The sequence below is a fragment of the Streptomyces panacea genome, assembly GCF_040560175.1.
GTDB lineage: Bacteria > Actinomycetota > Actinomycetes > Streptomycetales > Streptomycetaceae > Streptomyces > Streptomyces panacea.
Genome location: NZ_JARJHW010000039.1, coordinates 31,032 through 47,233, shown reverse-complemented (window position 1 = coordinate 47,233; position 16,202 = coordinate 31,032). Strand labels below are relative to the sequence as shown.

Annotated in this window: 17 protein-coding genes; 10 read left to right on the top strand and 7 right to left on the bottom strand. The window is 71.3% G+C overall.

Annotated features, from left to right (window positions below; all coding sequences use genetic code 11):
* Window positions 1-1,727: ATP-binding protein (locus tag P3L51_RS12645; RefSeq protein ID WP_354605248.1), on the top strand; the 1,727-nt coding region annotated here is incomplete at its 5' end.
* On the opposite strand, the gene P3L51_RS12640 is transcribed toward P3L51_RS12645, so the two are convergent.
* A complete protein-coding gene (locus P3L51_RS12640) occupies window positions 1,717-2,295 on the bottom strand; it encodes a TIGR03086 family metal-binding protein (protein WP_354605247.1) in 579 nt (192 codons plus the stop codon). The genes P3L51_RS12645 and P3L51_RS12640 overlap by 11 nt on opposite strands.
* A 63-nt stretch (window positions 2,296-2,358) precedes the next feature.
* On the opposite strand from P3L51_RS12640, the gene P3L51_RS12635 reads away from it, so the two are divergent.
* Entirely contained in the window at window positions 2,359-3,168 is an 810-nt protein-coding gene (locus P3L51_RS12635; protein WP_354605246.1) for an AraC family transcriptional regulator, read from the top strand.
* Here the strand turns inward: P3L51_RS12635 and P3L51_RS12630 are convergent.
* Window positions 3,162-3,803, bottom strand: coding sequence for a hypothetical protein (locus P3L51_RS12630; RefSeq protein ID WP_354605245.1), 642 nt, complete (start codon window positions 3,801-3,803; stop codon window positions 3,162-3,164). The genes P3L51_RS12635 and P3L51_RS12630 overlap by 7 nt on opposite strands.
* A gap of 59 nt (window positions 3,804-3,862) precedes the next feature.
* Between P3L51_RS12630 and P3L51_RS12625 the strand changes: the two genes are divergently transcribed.
* Together P3L51_RS12625 and P3L51_RS12620 are read left to right on the top strand one after the other, a co-directional pair.
* Window positions 3,863-4,447 (top strand): GNAT family N-acetyltransferase, encoded by a 585-nt coding sequence (locus P3L51_RS12625; protein ID WP_354605244.1) that lies wholly within the window; start codon window positions 3,863-3,865, stop codon window positions 4,445-4,447.
* A gap of 99 nt (window positions 4,448-4,546) precedes the next feature.
* Window positions 4,547-5,281 (top strand): Mut7-C RNAse domain-containing protein, encoded by a 735-nt coding sequence (locus P3L51_RS12620; RefSeq protein ID WP_354605243.1) that lies wholly within the window; start codon window positions 4,547-4,549, stop codon window positions 5,279-5,281.
* Window positions 5,282-5,307: 26 nt separating this feature from the next.
* Here P3L51_RS12620 and P3L51_RS12615 read toward each other — a convergent pair whose 3' ends face one another.
* Window positions 5,308-5,856, bottom strand: coding sequence for a hypothetical protein (locus P3L51_RS12615; RefSeq protein ID WP_354605242.1), 549 nt, complete (start codon window positions 5,854-5,856; stop codon window positions 5,308-5,310).
* A gap of 115 nt (window positions 5,857-5,971) precedes the next feature.
* Here P3L51_RS12615 and P3L51_RS12610 point away from each other — a divergent pair, with 115 nt between their 5' ends.
* Both P3L51_RS12610 and P3L51_RS12605 read left to right on the top strand, forming a co-directional pair.
* Entirely contained in the window at window positions 5,972-6,307 is a 336-nt protein-coding gene (locus tag P3L51_RS12610; protein ID WP_354605241.1) for a YnfA family protein, read from the top strand.
* An 82-nt stretch (window positions 6,308-6,389) separates the two neighbouring features.
* Window positions 6,390-7,163: an SDR family NAD(P)-dependent oxidoreductase gene (locus P3L51_RS12605; RefSeq protein ID WP_354605240.1), complete on the top strand. Its 774-nt coding sequence runs from the start codon at window positions 6,390-6,392 to the stop codon at window positions 7,161-7,163.
* Window positions 7,164-7,181: 18 nt separating this feature from the next.
* Here P3L51_RS12605 and P3L51_RS12600 read toward each other — a convergent pair whose 3' ends face one another.
* A complete protein-coding gene (locus P3L51_RS12600; RefSeq protein WP_354605239.1) occupies window positions 7,182-7,985 on the bottom strand; it encodes a pentapeptide repeat-containing protein in 804 nt (267 codons plus the stop codon).
* A gap of 130 nt (window positions 7,986-8,115) precedes the next feature.
* Between P3L51_RS12600 and P3L51_RS12595 the strand changes: the two genes are divergently transcribed.
* The gene (locus tag P3L51_RS12595) at window positions 8,116-8,658 is read left to right on the top strand and encodes a DinB family protein (protein WP_354605238.1); all 543 of its coding nucleotides are present in this window, start codon (window positions 8,116-8,118) and stop codon (window positions 8,656-8,658) included.
* An 8-nt stretch (window positions 8,659-8,666) separates the two neighbouring features.
* Here the strand turns inward: P3L51_RS12595 and P3L51_RS12590 are convergent, their stop codons facing one another.
* On the bottom strand, window positions 8,667-9,230 hold the full coding sequence (locus tag P3L51_RS12590) for a DUF4240 domain-containing protein (RefSeq protein ID WP_354605237.1): 564 nt from the start codon (window positions 9,228-9,230) through the stop codon (window positions 8,667-8,669).
* Between the two features lie 198 nt (window positions 9,231-9,428).
* The gene (locus tag P3L51_RS12585) at window positions 9,429-10,610 is read right to left on the bottom strand and encodes an RtcB family protein (protein ID WP_354605236.1); all 1,182 of its coding nucleotides are present in this window, start codon (window positions 10,608-10,610) and stop codon (window positions 9,429-9,431) included.
* A gap of 255 nt (window positions 10,611-10,865) precedes the next feature.
* On the opposite strand from P3L51_RS12585, the gene P3L51_RS12580 reads away from it, so the two are divergent.
* The 3 genes from P3L51_RS12580 (at window position 10,866) to P3L51_RS12570 (ending at window position 14,255) form a co-directional block, all read left to right on the top strand.
* Window positions 10,866-11,714 carry a DUF3558 domain-containing protein gene (locus tag P3L51_RS12580; protein ID WP_354605235.1) on the top strand — a complete coding sequence of 283 codons (849 nt, stop codon included), beginning with the start codon at window positions 10,866-10,868 and terminating at the stop codon, window positions 11,712-11,714.
* Between the two features lie 124 nt (window positions 11,715-11,838).
* The gene (locus P3L51_RS12575; RefSeq protein ID WP_354605234.1) at window positions 11,839-12,564 is read left to right on the top strand and encodes a DUF3558 domain-containing protein; all 726 of its coding nucleotides are present in this window, start codon (window positions 11,839-11,841) and stop codon (window positions 12,562-12,564) included.
* Between the two features lie 218 nt (window positions 12,565-12,782).
* Window positions 12,783-14,255 carry a DUF2637 domain-containing protein gene (locus P3L51_RS12570; RefSeq protein ID WP_354605233.1) on the top strand — a complete coding sequence of 491 codons (1,473 nt, stop codon included), beginning with the start codon at window positions 12,783-12,785 and terminating at the stop codon, window positions 14,253-14,255.
* Window positions 14,256-14,376: 121 nt separating this feature from the next.
* Here the strand turns inward: P3L51_RS12570 and lysS are convergent, their stop codons facing one another.
* A complete protein-coding gene (gene lysS, locus P3L51_RS12565) occupies window positions 14,377-16,194 on the bottom strand; it encodes a lysine--tRNA ligase (protein WP_435594438.1) in 1,818 nt (605 codons plus the stop codon).
* Between the last annotated feature and the right edge of the window lie 8 nt (window positions 16,195-16,202).

The window sequence follows — 16,202 nt, the reverse complement described above, 5'->3', positions numbered from 1 at the left end:
CCGTCGCCGACTACCTCTTCGAGGAGCTGACGAGCGGCCCGCCCGGTTTCGTCACGGGCGCGGCGGCCCGCGCGCTGCTCGACGGCTTCCACCGCTCCCCGGGCGGCCCCGCGCTGGCCGAGGATCTGAAGCAGGCGCGGGAGGACGGCCTCGCCGCCCGCCGGCAGCTCGTGGAGACCTGGCTCACCTCGTACAGCGCCACCGCCGACGGACCCACCGACCCCGGCGACCTGACCGAGGCGGTGGCCGTCGAACTCTGCCCGGAACTCGACCGGTACGGCTCCACGGCGCGCCTCACCACCGAGGTGGACGGCCTGCTCGGCAGCCATCCGCGCGTCACCGGCCGCCGGATGACGGTACGGATCGACGAACTCCTCCTCAGGACGCGGGACTTCCGTGAGCACACGGTGCCCGGCTTCCGCGCGTACCAGCGCCGACGCACCGCCTTGGTGGCCGCCGAGCGGGCCCGGCTGCGGCTGGACGAGTTCCGGCCCCGGGTGATGTCCTCCTTCGTACGGAACCGGCTCGTCGACGAGGTCTACCTGCCGCTCGTCGGCGACAACCTCGCCAAGCAGCTCGGCACGTCCGACGACAGCAGGCGCACCGACACCAACGGCCTGCTGCTGCTCGTCTCACCGCCCGGCTACGGCAAGACGACGCTCATGGAGTACGTCGCCGACCGGCTCGGCCTCCTCCTGGTGAAGATCGACGGCCCGGCGCTCGGCCGGACCGTCACCTCGCTCGACCCGGCCGAGGCGCCGAACGCCACCGCGCGCCGGGAGGTCGAGAAGATCAACTTCGCGCTGGCGGCGGGCAGCAACACGCTGCTCTACCTGGACGACATCCAGCACACGTCACCGGAGCTGCTCCAGAAGTTCATCGCGCTGTGCGACGCGCAACGCCGGATCGAGGGCGTGTGGGAGGGCGAGGCGCGCACGTACGACCTGCGGGGCAAGCGGTTCGCGGTCTGCATGGCCGGCAATCCGTACACCGGGGCCGGCGGGCGCTTCCGGGTCCCCGACATGCTCGCGAACCGCGCGGACGTCTGGAATCTCGGCGATGTGCTGACCGGCAAGGAGGACGTGTTCGCGCTGAGCTTCGTGGAGAACGCGCTCACGTCCAACCCGGTGCTCGCTCCACTCGCCGGCCGCGACCGGCGCGATCTCGACGTGCTGGTGCGCCTCGCGGCGGGCGATCCGACCGCCGTGTCGAACACCCTGATCCATCCGTACGCCCCCGCCGAGCTGGACCGTGTCGTCGCCGTCCTGCGGCATCTGCTGACGGCCCGGCGCACGGTCCTCGCCGTGAACGAGGCGTACATCGCGTCGGCGGCACGCACGGACGAGTCGCGTACCGCACCGCCGTTCCAGCTCCAGGGTTCGTACCGCGACATGAACAAGATCGCCGCGCGGATCGACCCGGTGATGAACGACGCGGAGCTGTCGGCCGTCGTCGACGACCACTACGCGGGCGAGGCCCAGACGCTCACCACGGGCGCCGAGGCGAATCTGCTGCGGCTGGCCGAGCTGCGATCGTCACTGACACCCGAACAGGCCGACCGCTGGACGGAGATCAAGGCGACCTACATACGGAGGCAGGCACTCGGCGGCCCGGAGGGCGACCCCATGACACGGGCGGTCGCGGCGCTGGGCCTGCTGGCCGACCGCGTCGCGGCGGTGGAGTCGGCGATCACCGCCGCCGCAATAGCCGGGGTCACTACACGCTGACGGGCCGCCGCCACGCCGGATCGCGGCCGGTCACCGCCAGCAGTGCCTCGAACGGCGTCGCGTCCTCCCCTACGGGGAAGGGCTCGCCGAAGACGTGCATCTTCCGGGCCGTGGGCGCCAGCGCCGCGAACTCGTCGTTCAGCATCCGTACGACGGCGGCGTCCGGCTCGTACGGCTGCCCGGTCGCGCGCGCCAGGTCCCAGGAGTGCACGGTCAGGTCGCCCAGGGCCATCGCGCCGACGGTCCGCGCGGGCATGTTCATGGCTCCGGTGAGGCCGTCCTCCGCGCCCGGCGCGGCCCACGCCTCGATCAGCCCGGCGATCTCGACGGCGAAGCGCTCGCGCCGGTCGTCCGACAGGCGCTCGGCCGCCGCGCCGAAGTCGGACTCGCCCTTGGCGGCGAGCACCTGGAAGTTGGTGATCACCTGGAACAGGTGGTCCAGCAGGCCGTGCACGTCGTACTCGGCACAGGGCGTGGGCAGGGTGAGCTGGTCGTCGCGCACCCCGCGCAGCACCGGGAGGGCGTCGGCGGCGGCCGCTTCGATGAGGGCGCTGATCTTGTCTGTCATGGTTCCGACGCTACGAGCGGCCGCACCTCGGCGTATTGAAAAAACGCGACATAGGATCCGGCCATGACAGGTCCCCGGCGCGACACACGAGGCATCGTCGACGCCTCCGCGCTTTTCGCGCGGGTCGATTTCCGCCGCCGCCTGCCGGCTCCTGAGCTGCGCCGGTACGTGGAGTCGTACTGGCTGATCGACTGGGACCTGTCGCGGCCGTACGCCTCCCATGTCGTCCCGCACCCCTCGGTGAACGTGGTCTTCCAGCGGTTCGGCACGGCCCCGCCCTGGGGCGAGGTCGCGGGCATCGGCCTCGAACTGTTCACGCAGAAGCTGGAGGCGCGCGGGCGGGTGTGCGGGGTGAAGTTCCGCCCCGGCGGCTTCCACCCCTTCGCCCCCGCGTGGCCGGTCTCCGAGTGGTCGGGGCGGCGGGTGCCGATCGCCGAGGTGCTGCCCGCGACGGACGCGGACGTCGACGCGATCCTCGACCCTCCTGAGGAGGACGCGCGGGTCGCCGCGCTCGACGCGTACCTGCTGGGTCTGGGCGCGCGGCCGGATCCCGGGGCCGACGAGGCGATGAGGGTGGTCGGCCTGGTCGGCGCGGACCGGACGATCCGGCGGGCGGCGCGGCTGGCGACGGCGGCCGGGCTCTCGGTGCGCTCGTTGCAGCGGCTGTTCGCCACGTACGTGGGAGTCGGGCCGAAGTGGGTCATCCTCCGGCACCGCATCCACGAGGCGCTGGAGCGCGCCGAGGCGGACGAGGAGCTCGACTGGGCCGCTCTGGCGGCCGAGCTGGGCTACAGCGACCAGGCGCATCTGGTGCGGGACTTCACAGCGACGGTGGGCGTGCCGCCGACGGCGTACGCGCACTCGATTCAGTAGGCCCCCGTCACGGCGACGACGCCCCGGCCGTGAGCGGCGGCGTACCGGAGCACGCGCAGCGGCCCGGCCAGCAGTCCTGCGCCGTCGAACTCCCCCTCCGGCGCGTCGGTCATCGCGTACGCCCAGGCGTCGACGCGGGCGAGCACCTCCGTCCGCCGGGGCCCCGTCACGGCCAGCACGGACTCGGCGTCCGGCAGCACGGCCCGCACCTCGTCGGCGGTGAGGAGGAAGTCCCCGAACCAGCCCGGCAGTTGGGCGGACGCCTCGGCGCCCAGCCCGTGGTGGAGCGCGGTCGCGGGCTCCCCCTTCCGTACGGCCACGGCGAACAGCCCCTCCGGGTCGGTCCCGTCGGCCTCGGCCCGGTGCAGGAGGTCGGTCGCCGCCTCCCGCATGGCCGCCACGGCGGGCGCGGTCGGGCCGCCGCCGCGCGCGAAAGCGGCGAAGCGACGCGCGGCGGCGGTCGGGCCCGGCGTGAAGTACGGCTCGCGGTCGCCGCCGCCCAGCCACCAGCGAAGATCGTCGGCGCAGCCGTCCGGGACCGTCCAGGTCTCGTCGAGATGGGCGAACCGCCGGGGCAGGGCGACGACCTCGGCGTCCGGTACGGCGCCGACGGACCAGACGCCGGTGTAGCTCATGTGACCGCACCTCCCGCTCGGCGGTTCCGTTGTCAGTGCCTCGCTCTACAGTCGGTCCCATGGAGATGAAAGCACCCCGGGTGCGGCTGGAGCCATGGTCGGAGGGGGATCTCGGGCTGCTGCGCGCCGGGAACGCGCCGGAGCTGATGACGCACCTCGGCGGTCCCGAGACGGAGGACCAGCTGCTGGCCAGGCACCACAGGTACGTCACGCTGAGCGCCGACCGGACGGGCAAGGGCAGGATGTTCCGGATCGTCCTGCTGCCGGACGGGGAGCCGGTGGGGAACACCGGCTTCTGGGAGACCACCTGGCAGGGGCAGGACGTGTACGAGACGGGCTGGGGCGTGCTCGGGGAGTTCCAGGGCCGCGGGCTCGCGGTGGCGGCGACGAAGGCGGTGGTGGAGCGGGCGCGGGCGGAGCGCAAGCACCGCTGTCTGATGGCGTACCCGTCGGTGGGCAACGGCGCGTCGAACGCGGTGTGCCGCAAGGCGGGCTTCGAGCTGCTCGGGGAGAGCGACTTCGAGTATCCGGTCGGCCACATGATGCGGTGCAACGAGTGGCGGCTGGACCTTGAGGCGGGCCTCCAGGCGGACCTCGCGGCGGGCGTCGAAGCGGAGCCCGAAGCGGGCGTCGAAGCGGAATGAAGCACGGCCGGGGCCCCGGTCACGCCGGGACCCGGGGCCACGGTCCCACCCGCGCGGAAAGCCCTGGCCCACCTCGCGGCCCGATGTCATGCTGGCGAGGTGAACGGACCGGAGATCCACCTCACCTTCGCCCCTGAGCTGCACGTCTTCGTCCCGGCCGGGCGGCGCGACGGGCCCACGGCCGTGGTCACGGACGGCTCGTCCACGCTCGGCCATGTCGTCGAATCCCTCGGCGTCCCGCTCACCGAGGCCGGCCAACTCCTCGTCGGCGGACGCCCGGTGGCCACGTCGCACATCCCGTCGGCGGGCGAGTCGGTGGAGGTCCGGGCGGTGGCCCGGCCGCAGCGCGTACCGGGCGCGCCGCTGCGCTTCCTGCTCGACGTCCACCTCGGCACCCTCGCGCGCCGGATGCGGCTGCTGGGCATCGACGCGGCGTACGAGAGCGAGGACATCGGCGACGCGGCGCTGGCCACGCTCTCGGCCGAGGAGCGGCGGGTGATGCTCTCCCGCGACCGGGGTCTGCTGCGGCGCCGGGAGATCTGGGCGGGGGCGTACATCTACAGCGACCGCACGGACGACCAGCTGCGGGACGTGCTGGAACGGTTCGCGCCCGCGCTCGCCCCGTGGACGCGCTGCACGGCGTGCAACGGGCGGCTCGGGGCGGCGGACAAGGACTCGGTCGAGGACCGGCTGGAGCAGGGCACGCAGCGTACGTACGACGTGTTCGCGCAGTGCACGGCCTGCGGCCGGGTCTACTGGCGCGGTGCGCACCACGCGCGTCTGGCGGCGATCGTCGACGAGGCCGTACGCGAATTCGGCGGCGCGGCGGCGTAGTTGGCGGGCCCGGCTCGCCGAAGCCCTCAGTAGACGTACAGATCGCCGGTCGCGGGGACGAGCACATGGTGCTTGTCGTTGTCCGGGTTGCGGTCGTCGGCGCCGCCGTTCCAGACGGTGGCGATGTCCACGGATACCTCGGCGGGATCGCCGATCGTCCGCAGGTCGAGCAGGAACTCGCTGCCCCGCCCGTCCGCCCGCAACGCGCCCGCCTGGCAGTACACGATCTGGTTCCCGCCCCACACACAGGCGTCCGGCAGCTTCTGCCCGACGGCCAGCGGTACGGAGAAGCCCAGCCTGGCCGTCGCGCCGGCCAGGTCCGACGGGCCGTGGTTGCCGGTCGAGAGCCGTACGGCGAGGCGTCCGCCCCACAGGGAGACGTGCCCGTGGTGCGCCACGTCGGCCTCCACCGGGCCCCGTTCGGTCTCCACGCCCACCTCCACGCGCACGCCGGATCCCGCGCCCGATCCCGGGCCCACGCCGGAACCCGTACCCGAGCCGATACCCGAGCCCGTACCCGAGCCCGCGCCCGATCCGGCGCTCAGGACCACGGCCGTGGCCGCGGTGGACACCACCAACATCACTCTACGCATTCCGCCCATAATATGAAGATACCCCTAAAGCCCCTCATACTTGACCACCCGTCAGCGTGGCGAGTCGCCCCTTCCACCCTCATGGCAGGCTGACCTCATGCTTGTGGCCCGTTCCATCACCCTCTTCGCCGTCGCCGCCCTCTTCGAGATCGGCGGTGCCTGGCTCGTCTGGCAGGGCGTACGCGAACACAAGGGCTGGATCTGGATCGGCGCCGGGGTGATCGCGCTCGGCCTGTACGGCTTCGTCGCCACGCTCCAGCCGGACGGCGAGTTCGGCCGCATCCTCGCGGCGTACGGCGGCGTCTTCGTCGCCGGATCGATCGCCTGGGGCGTGGTCGCCGACGGCTACCGCCCCGACCGCTACGACATCATCGGCGCGCTGATCTGCCTCGTCGGCATGGCCGTACTGATGTACGCCCCGCGCGACCACTGAGCCGCACCGGGTGCCTATCCTGGCCGGAAGTCGATCAGCCGCCCCACCCGGATCAGCCGCCCACACGCGCGAGGAGTACGCCATGACCGCCGCCGGTACACCCACCGCCGTCGTCACCGGAGCGAGCAGCGGCATCGGAGCCGCCACCGCTCGCCAACTCGCGGCCGCGGGCCTGCACGTCGTCGTGACCGCCCGCCGCAAGGACCGTATCGAGGCGCTGGCCGCCGAGATCAACGCGGCCGGGCACTCCGCCACGGCGTACGTCCTCGACGTCACCGACCGCGCGGCCGTCGACGCCTTCGCCGCCGAACTCGGGCGCCTCCCGTCCGTCGACGTGCTGGTCGCCAACGCGGGCGGCGCGCTCGGCGCGGACCCGGTCGCCAGCGGCGACCCGGACGACTGGCGCCGGATGTTCGAGACGAACGTCATCGGCACCCTCCACACCACCCAGGCCCTGCTCCCCGCCCTCACCGCGAGCGGCAACGGCACGGTGGTGATCCTCACCTCGACCGCCGGCTTCGCCACGTACGAGGGCGGCGGCGGCTACGTAGCGGCCAAGCACGGCGAGCACGTCCTCGCCGAGACGCTGCGGCTGGAGATCGTGGGCACGCCGGTCCGCGTCATCGAGGTGGCGCCCGGCATGGTCAAGACCGAGGAGTTCGCGTCCACGCGCTTCCGCGGGGACACGGCGCGGGCGGAGAAGGTGTACGAGGGGGTCGCCGAGCCGCTCAGCGCGGAGGACGTGGCCGACACCATCACCTGGGCGGTCACCCGCCCCCACCACGTGAACATCGACCTCCTGGTGGTCCGCCCCCGGGCACAGGCGTCCAACACCAAGGTGCACAGGGAGCTCTGACGGCCACCGGCGCCGCCGTCACCAGTGCGAGGGGCACGCCAGCGCGGCCGGCGGTACGGTCGCGGCGTCGCCCCTCGCGGCGTTGAGCTGGGACTGCGTGAGGAACAGGGCGCCGGTGAGATCGGCGCCCCGCAGGTCGGCGTCCCGCAGGTCCGCTCCGATGAGATCGGCCATCCGCAGATCGGCGCCGCGCAGGTCGGCGGCGATCAGATACGCGCCCCGCAGATTCGCGCCCCGCAGGTCGGCGCCTCTGAGCTTGGCGCCCATCAGATCGGCGCCCCTGCGGTCCATCCGCTTGCGGCGGACCCCCGAGCGGACGAGCTCGCTGGTGCGCAGCAGCAGTTCGTTCACGCCCGCCCGGTGGCCGGCCACGTCCAGCTCCAGCAGGGTCTCGGCGTCGCTCGCGGCCAGCCGCCCGGTGGCGTCGAGCGCGGCCCGCAGATCGGCGTCCAGGCTGCGGGCGCCCTCCATCGTCAGGGCATCGGTCAGATACCGGAGCAGTTCGTGCAGCTGCCGCATCACGGCGAACGCGGCGTACATCGACGGCGCGCTCCCCGGGTCGTCCCGCCAGCTCGTGCCCCCGAAGGTGACCTGCGAGACCTGCTGGCCCGCGCCGAAGCAGTCGTACACCGTGCAGCCCTGGAAGCCCTCGTCCCGCAGGCGCGTATGGATGCCGCAGCGGAAGTCCGTCCGCAGGTTCGAGCACGGCTGCCCGGCCTTCTTGTCGACGGCGAAGTCCGTCGACGCCGCGAAGGGCAGCGCGACACAGCACAGCCCGAAGCAGCTTCCGCAGTCGGCGAGCAGATTGGGGCGGTCGGGCACGGCGGCGGATCTCCCGGCTCAGGTGGCAGGACTCCCGCCAGTAGACACCACACCGGGCACCGGCCGCGCGGTGCGGGCCGCCCGACAAAATCGTTTGCCGCCGGCCGCCCCCGGTGGAACGCTCGCTGTCATGACGACGCCAGTCCCCCGCGTTGACCTGCTGGTCCGCCAACTCGACATGGCCTGGGCGCTGTTCGAGTACTACCAGAAGGATCTGGACGACCGGGCCTGCCTCTGGGAACCGTCCCCCGACTGCTGGACGGTCCGCCCGGACGCCGAGGGCCACTGGGTGGCCGACTGGCAGGTCCCGGAGCCCGACCCGGTCCCCAGCACCTCGATCGGCTGGCTCACCTGGCACATCGGCTTCTGGTGGACCACCACCCTCACCCACTGTTTCGGCGAGGGAGCCCCACCCCGCGAGTCCATCCACTGGCCGGGCACCACGGAGTCCACGATCACCTGGCTGCGTTCCCTGAAGGACTCCTGGCGCACGGAACTGCTCCAACTCACGGACCCCGACCTGGACTCGAAGCACCGGACATCGGGCCTGCCCTGGGGCGAGAACGTGGAACTGGTCCATGTGGCGAGCTGGCTCAACTTCGAACTGACGAAGAACGTCGCTGAGATCGGCCTGGTCCAGCGGGCGTACGAGGCGTCCGTACGCGCCACCTGACGGCCGGCTCAGCCGGCCGCCTCGCCAAGGTGGAGTGAGGCGAGCCGCGGCAGCCGGCGCCGCATTCCCTCGGCGTCGTCGAAGTCGAAGTCCTCGCCCATGTCGTCGGGTATCTCCTCGACGCCGTGCGAGGCCCGGTACTGCTCCCACGCCTCATGGAAGGCGTCGCCGTCACCACCGGTCAGCCTCTCGAAGGCGCGGGCGGCGGCATAGAGGACCAACTCGTCGAACACCACCTGGTCGCCGTGCGATCCGACACCCCGGATCACGGCGGGATGGCCGGCCAGGCTGTCCGGCGCGAGAGCCGCCCGCTCGTACCAGTCCCGCCCGAGGCCGATCAGCCCGGCGCGGAAGTCCATGAAGCTGTCGTCCGAACAGCCACCGCCGATGAGATAGGCGGCGGCCCAGACGTCCCAGCGGTACACGGCGCCGCACAGCTCCTCGAACCGCTGCTGGAACTCCAGGATCTCGCTCTTGGAGCCCGCGGCCAGCCGGTCGACCAACGCGCCGGCGAACGGCCCGCCGTCCCCGCGCGCCGACTCGACCAGGCGCCAGAAGTCCTCCGTGTTCATGCGCGTCACTCTGCCACCGGGGTCTGACAACCGGGGATCCCGAGCGCGAGCAGGGTGGCCACGATCGGTGCGTCGGGGTCACGCGAAGGGCCCGGCCGGCCGCGGCCCGGCGATGCGCCGTGCCACGGCCGAGCGGGGGACGCGCTGGTGCGGCGTCCGCTCCCGCGGGACTTCCTCAAGCGTTCCCCCCACCCGGGCTCACCCCTTCACGCACACCAGCTGCTTGAGCTTCGCCACCACCTCGACCAGGTCCTTCTGCTGGTCGATGACCTTCTCGATCGGCTTGTACGCGCCCGGGATCTCGTCCACGACTCCGGAGTCCTTACGGCACTCCACGCCCCGCGTCTGGTCCTCCAGGTCCCGCACCGAGAACTTCTTCCGCGCGGCGTTCCGGCTCATCTTGCGGCCGGCGCCGTGCGACGCGGAGTTGAAGGACGCCTCGTTGCCGAGACCCTTCACGATGTACGACCCCGTGCCCATGGAGCCCGGGATGATCCCGTAGTCACCGCTGCCGGCGCGGATCGCGCCCTTCCGGGTGACCAGCAGGTCCATGCCGTCGTACCGCTCCTCGGAGACGTAGTTGTGGTGGCAGGAGATGACGGGCTCGAAGGTGACCCCCGCCTTCTTGAACTCCTTGTGGACGACGCTCTTGAAGAGGCCCATCATCACCGCGCGGTTGTAACTCGCGTACTCCTGCGCCCAGAACAGGTCGTTGCGGTACGCCCGCATCTCCGGGGTGTCGGAGACGAAGACCGCGAGGTCCCGGTCGATCAGGTCCTGGTTGTGCGGAAGGGCCCGCGCCACGCCGATATGGAAGTCCGCCAGTTCGTTCCCAATGTTCCGGGAACCGGAGTGCAGCATCAACCAAACAGATCCGGTCGAATCTAGGCAAAACTCGACAAAATGATTCCCGCCGCCGAGCGTTCCCATCTGCCTCACCGCCCGCTGCTGACGGAATTTGACCGCTTCCGCGATCCCGTCGAACCGCGCCCAGAAGTCGTCCCACTCGCCGCCGATCCCGTCCGGCTCGACCAGGTCGTCGTGCATCCCGCGCCCCACCGGAATGGCCTGCTCGATCCTGGAGCGCAGGCGCGACAGGTCGCCCGGGAGGTCGTTCGCCGTCAGGGACGTCTTGACCGCCGACATGCCGCAGCCGATGTCCACGCCCACCGCCGCCGGGCAGACCGCGCCCTGCATCGCGATCACCGAGCCGACCGTCGCGCCCTTGCCGAAGTGGACGTCCGGCATCACGGCGAGGCCCTTGATCCAGGGCAGCGTCGCCACGTTCCGCAGCTGCTGCATCGCGACGTCCTCGACCGACGCGGGGTCCGTCCACATGCGGATGGGGACCTTCTCGCCCGGCACTTCCACGTACGACATAGTTCCTCGATTCCCCCGAAAGTCTGATAGAGCAAAAACCGGAACCAGGACCGCCAAAACAGACAGCGAACCGGCATCCACGGCAATGCTTGAGGTACACATTGTGTCCACCGCACGCCATGCGGCGGCAAACCCTTTTCGCGTGAACTCGCCGGCTGTGCCGAACTTGGAACCAGCACGGCACCTGCGTAGTTCTCACCAGTGCGACCATTTAGAACTCATGTCCACACCGCGTAGATGAGGAGCCCAGGGACCGTGCAGCGAAAGGCGTACGTACCCGGCCTGGCGGCGCTGCTCGTGACACTCGTCGCGGGTTGTACCTCAGGCACCGGCGGCGACGGCTCCGACATCGACGCCAAGGCCGGGGTCGCCACCACGTCCACCGCGCCTCCGGGCAAGTACCAGACACTGCCCGAGCCGTGCGGATCCGTGGACCGCGCCACGCTGCGCGATCTGCTGCCGGGCGTCACCCAGCTCCCCGGGGAGCAGCGGGAGAAGGCGTTCAAGGGCACGGCGGCCGTGACGTACGACACCGATCGCCGCGTCGGGTGCTCCTGGTCGGCCGACGCCCCGAACGCCTCGCACCACCTGGTGATCGACGTCGAGCGCGTCGTGTCCTACGACCCGGCGGTGAGCGACGCCGACAAGGCGCAGGAGGTGTACGCGAAGAAGGAGGACGGCGCGGCCCTGCCGCCTCCCGTCGACGACGAAGCGGGCGACGACGGGAGCGACGACGCGGGCGACGACGCGAATCCGTCCGGATCGCCCTCAGGATCCCCCTCCGGAACGCCCTCCGACGGCAGCACCCCCAACGGCGGCACGACCACCAGCCCCTCCCCCTCCGGCAGCACGACGCCCCCGGGTCTCCAGCCCCGTCTGCTGGACAATCTCGGCGACGCGGCCTTCGTGGACGACGTCTTCGCCTCGTCCGGTTCGGCCGCCAAGCGCCGTACGGTCAGCGTGGTCTTTCGCACATCGAATGTGGTCGTGACCGTGCGGTACGCGGAGCAGCCGGCCCACCCGACGACGGTCCCCGACAGCAAGGAACTGCAGGAAAAGGCCAGGGGACTGGCCCGGAAGCTGGCCGATCAGCTCAACGAGTAGAAGGGCCGGGGCCGGGCGTCCGCCCCGGGGCGAGTCCGCGGCTCGGGCCCTGAGTCGCGCTCCGGGCGGTTACCGTGGCCGATCGGACCGTACGACTGCCGACTGAAGGAACACTGAAGGAACCATGCAGCGATCAGCCCCGCGACCCAGCCGCTCCCGCACCCGCGTTCGCATACTCGCCTTCGCAGCCGTCCCGGTGATGATGCTCGCCGCGGGCTGCTCCTCCGACTCGGACTCCGACAGCGCCAAGGACAAGCCGGCCGCCACGACCTCGAAGGCCCCGGCGCAGGTCGCCGCCGCGAAGTTCACGTCCCTGCCGGCCGACCCGTGCAAGTCGATCGCCAGGAAGACGATCGAGGGCCTGGTGCCCAAGGCGAAGGACAAGTCGGGCTCGTCGGGCAAGTCCTCGGACATCACGACGCGCGGCAGCTGCTCGTGGAACGGGCTGGACGACAACGGCGTCAAGGGCTCGCAGTACCGCTGGCTGGACGTCTCCTTCATGCGCTACGACTCGGACGCGGGCCTCGGCTCTGGCCAGGATCGCGCCGCGGAGTATTACAAGAAGGAAGTCACCAAGGCGCGTGCCACGGAAGGCGCGAAGGGCACGAAGGCCACCCCGACGCCCGGAGTCGGTACGGAGGCGACGGCGATCACATACAGCCTGACGAAGACGGACGAGTCGTTCGGCTACGCGACGGTCGTGGCGCGCTCGGAGAACGTGGTCATCACGCTCACGTACAACGGCGCGGGCTACGCGGGCGCGAAGTCCCCGGCGGCGTCGGACCTGGTGAAGGACGCGACGAAGGCGGCGAAGGAAGCGGTGGCGGCCGTTCCGGCGGCGGCGAAGTAGCTCTCCGCGAGTTCCGGTCCGGGCTCGTACACGCCCGGACGCGCCCGCCCCAGTCCGTTCCAGTCCGCTCCTGCCCGTCCGACGATTGAGGACAAACACCCCACCACGCAGCCCCCGCACCCCAACTCCCCGGCCGCGCACGGCTCCCCGGGCCACAGCACCCGTACACATGTGCCAGGCTGTGCCCCGCCAGATGTCCAGGACGGGAGGGGCCACGGGTGGCCGCGATGCAGCTCACTCGCACGCACCGAATACTTATCGGCGTCGTCGTCGCCGGCGCGGTTCTCATCGCCGCGATCGGTTTCGCGGGGTCGTACGCCGCCGTGCGCGAACTCGCCGAGCAGAAGGGCTTCGGCCAGTTCTCGATCGTCTTCCCGATCGGTATCGACGCGGGCATCTGCGTCCTGCTGGCGCTCGATCTCCTGCTGACCTGGATGCGGATCCCGTTCCCGCTCCTGCGCCAGACCGCGTGGCTGCTCACCATCGCCACCATCGCCTTCAACGGCGCCGCCGCCTGGCCCGACCCGCTCGGCGTCGGCATGCACGCGGTGATCCCGATCCTCTTCGTCGTCTCCGTCGAGGCGGCCCGCCACGCGGTGGGCCGCATCGCGGACATCACCGCCGACAAGCACATGGAGGGCGTCCGCCTCACCCGCTGGCTGCTCTCGCCCATCCCGACGTTCAAGCTCTGGCGCCGGATGAAGCTGTGGGAGATCCGCAGCTACGAGGACATCATCCAGCTCGAACAGGACCGGCTCATCTACCAGGCCCGCCTCCAGGCGCGCTACGGCCGCAACTGGCGCCGCAAGGCGCCCATCGAGGCGATGATGCCGCTGCGCCTCGCCAAGTACGGCGTCCCCCTCGCCGACACCGGCCCGGCCGGCCTCGCCGCGGCGGGCATCGAACCGGCCCTGCTCCCGCCGGCCCCGGTGACAGCGGCCGCGGCCGTACCCGAACTCCCCCAGGCGCAGCCTCAACAACAGCAGCGACAGCAGCAACTCCCGCAGCCCGAGCTCACCGAAGAGGAGTGGATCCAGCTCCAGAAGGAAGAGCAGTGGGCGCGGGAGCACGAGGAGCAGCACCAGGACACCGGCGCCTCCTCCCAGGGAAGCCCCTGGTTCGCCGCCCCGCGCGCGCCCGAGGGTCCGTACGAGGGCTCGTACGATCCGGCGTACGACCCGCAGCAGTACGAGCAACAGCAGTACGACCCGCGGCAGTACGAGCAGTACGAGCAGGCCCACCGGCAGTTCGACCGGTACGAGCGGTACGAGGACCAGCAGCCCCGAGCCCAGGAGCAGCAGGAGCCGGAGCCGGAGCGGCCTGAGCCGGAGGAACAGCAGGCGGCCCAGCAGACGCCGTCGCGCCGCCCCCTCGGCCCCCAGCAGCCCCAGGTGGACATCGAGCCGGACTTCGAGCCCGAGCCGGAGCCGGAAGATCTCCCGGCCGCGTCCCTCCCCAACGGCATGCCCCGCGAGGAGGCGTACTTCAACGCCTACCTGCGGTACGTCAGTGAGCGCCAGGACCTGCCCAACGCCCGCCAGTTCGCGATCTACTTGCAGGATCTGTACGGCGTGACCGGTCGCACGGGCGGCCCGTTGAGCGAGAGTTCCCTGCGCGCGTATCTGAAGGACTTCAAGCGCCGCTACCAGCAGCAGTTGGACGCGCAGGACGACGCCGAGCAGATCGCCTGAGAGACGAACCGGCCACCGGGGCAACCCCGGTGGCCGTTCCTGTCCCGCGCCGGCCCCAGGACGGGACAGCCCTTAGGCCCTGTCCGGCGGATCTTCGGGGGCCCAGGACACCTGACAGGACCTAGCCGCCCAGCAGCGTCCGTACCCGGTCCGCCCCCACCGCCAGCAGCAGCGTCGGCAGCCGCGGTCCGGTGTCCCTGGTCACCAGCAGCCGGTAGAGCACCGCGAAGAACGACCGCTGCGCGGCCTTCAGCTCCGGCGTCGGCTTCGCGTCGGGCGCCAGCCCCGCCAGCACCTTCGGCACGCCGTAGACGAGCGTGGTGAGCCCGTCCAGCGACCAGTGCGCGTCCAGGTCCGCCAGCAGCAGCCGCAGCGCCTCGCGCGTCTGCTCGTCCAGCGAGTCCAGCAGCTCCCGGTCGGGCTCGCCCCGGATGACCGTCCGGGCCTCGGCGGGCACCTGGCTGGTGATCCAGTTCTCTGCCCTGTCCAGCCGGGGCCGTGCCTCGTCCAGCGAAGTCAGCGGGTCGGCCGGGTCCAGCTCGCCGAGGATCCGCAGCGTCTGTTCCTCGGCGCCCGCCGTGATGTCCACGACGGAGGCCAGCGTGCGGTACGGCAGCGGTCGCGGCGTGCGCGGGAGCTCACGGGCCGCCGTACGCGTGGCCCGTGAGTACGCGGCGGCGTCGGCCGCCTGCACCGAACCGTCCGCGATCTTGCGCTCCAGGGCGTCCCACTCGTCGTACAGCCGCTGGATCTCCTGGTCGAAGGCGATCTTGAAGGACTGGTTCGGCCTGCGCCGCGCGTACAGCCAGCGCAGCAGCGGCGCCTCCATGATCCGCAGCGCGTCGGCCGGGATCGGTACGCCTCCCTTGGAGGACGACATCTTCGCCATCCCGGAGATCCCCACGAACGCGTACATCGGCCCGATCGGCTGCACGCCGTCGAAGATCTCGCGCACGATCTGCCCGCCGACGACGAACGACGATCCGGGCGAGGAGTGGTCGACACCGGACGGCTCGAAGATCACGCCCTCGTACGCCCAGCGCATCGGCCAGTCGACCTTCCAGACCAGCTTGCCGCGGTTGAACTCGCTGAGCAGGACCGTCTCGCCGAACCCGCAGGCCTGGCAGACGTAGGTCAGTTCGGTCGTCCCGTCGTCGTAGGCGGTGACGGTGGTCAGGTCCTTGCCGCAGTCCTCGTTGCCGCAGTAGGGCTTGTACGGGTAGTACCCGGCCGACCCCGCGCCGTCGTCCTCATCGGCGGCGCCCGATCCCTCGGCGGCCTCCAGCTCGGCCTCGTCGACCTTCTTCTGCTGCGGCTTCTTTCCGGCGCCCGGCCCGCCCGCCGACGCGTCCTTCGTGCGGTAGCGGCCGAGGATCGCGTCGATCTCGCCCCGGTGCCGCATCGCGTGCAGGATCTGCTCGCGGTACGTCCCCGCCAGATACTTCTCGGTCTGGCTGATCCCGTCGTACTCCACGCCCAGCTCGACCAGTGAATCGATCAGCTGCGCTTTGAAGTGCTCGGCCCAGTTCGGGTACGCGGATCCGGCCGGGGCGGGCACGGACGTCAGGGGCTTGCCGATGTGCTCTCCCCAGGAGGCGTCCACCCCGGGGACCCCGGCCGGCACCTTGCGGTAGCGGTCGTAGTCGTCCCAGGAGATGAGGTGCCTGACCTCGTGACCCCGCCTGCGGATCTCGTCGGCGACGAGGTGCGGCGTCATGACCTCGCGGAGATTGCCCAGGTGGATCGGGCCGGAGGGGGAGATTCCGGAGGCGACGACGACCGGTTTGCCAGGCGCACGTCGCTCCGACTCGGCGATGACATCGTCCGCGAAACGGGAGACCCAGTCGGTCTCGGTGCTCTGAGCCACGGTCGGTACGTCCTTCTCTCTGCTGCGCCCCGCGGAATGCGCCTGTACGCCCGCGATACCGGCGACGGCCATTGTCCCAG

What these genes read in the sequence shown, in the direction of transcription:
- P3L51_RS12605 (WP_354605240.1), top strand. Translation starts at nt 6,390, where the DNA reads ATGACCGCCGCCGGTACACCCACCGCCGTCGTCACCGGAGCGAGCAGC.
- P3L51_RS12630 (WP_354605245.1), bottom strand. Translation starts at nt 3,803, where the DNA reads ATGAGCTACACCGGCGTCTGGTCCGTCGGCGCCGTACCGGACGCCGAG.
- P3L51_RS12595 (WP_354605238.1), top strand. Translation starts at nt 8,116, where the DNA reads ATGACGACGCCAGTCCCCCGCGTTGACCTGCTGGTCCGCCAACTCGAC.
- P3L51_RS12610 (WP_354605241.1), top strand. Translation starts at nt 5,972, where the DNA reads ATGCTTGTGGCCCGTTCCATCACCCTCTTCGCCGTCGCCGCCCTCTTC.
- P3L51_RS12575 (WP_354605234.1), top strand. Translation starts at nt 11,839, where the DNA reads ATGCAGCGATCAGCCCCGCGACCCAGCCGCTCCCGCACCCGCGTTCGC.
- lysS (WP_435594438.1), bottom strand. Translation starts at nt 16,194, where the DNA reads ATGGCCGTCGCCGGTATCGCGGGCGTACAGGCGCATTCCGCGGGGCGC.
- P3L51_RS12640 (WP_354605247.1), bottom strand. Translation starts at nt 2,295, where the DNA reads ATGACAGACAAGATCAGCGCCCTCATCGAAGCGGCCGCCGCCGACGCC.
- P3L51_RS12625 (WP_354605244.1), top strand. Translation starts at nt 3,863, where the DNA reads ATGGAGATGAAAGCACCCCGGGTGCGGCTGGAGCCATGGTCGGAGGGG.
- P3L51_RS12635 (WP_354605246.1), top strand. Translation starts at nt 2,359, where the DNA reads ATGACAGGTCCCCGGCGCGACACACGAGGCATCGTCGACGCCTCCGCG.
- P3L51_RS12585 (WP_354605236.1), bottom strand. Translation starts at nt 10,610, where the DNA reads ATGTCGTACGTGGAAGTGCCGGGCGAGAAGGTCCCCATCCGCATGTGG.
- P3L51_RS12590 (WP_354605237.1), bottom strand. Translation starts at nt 9,230, where the DNA reads ATGAACACGGAGGACTTCTGGCGCCTGGTCGAGTCGGCGCGCGGGGAC.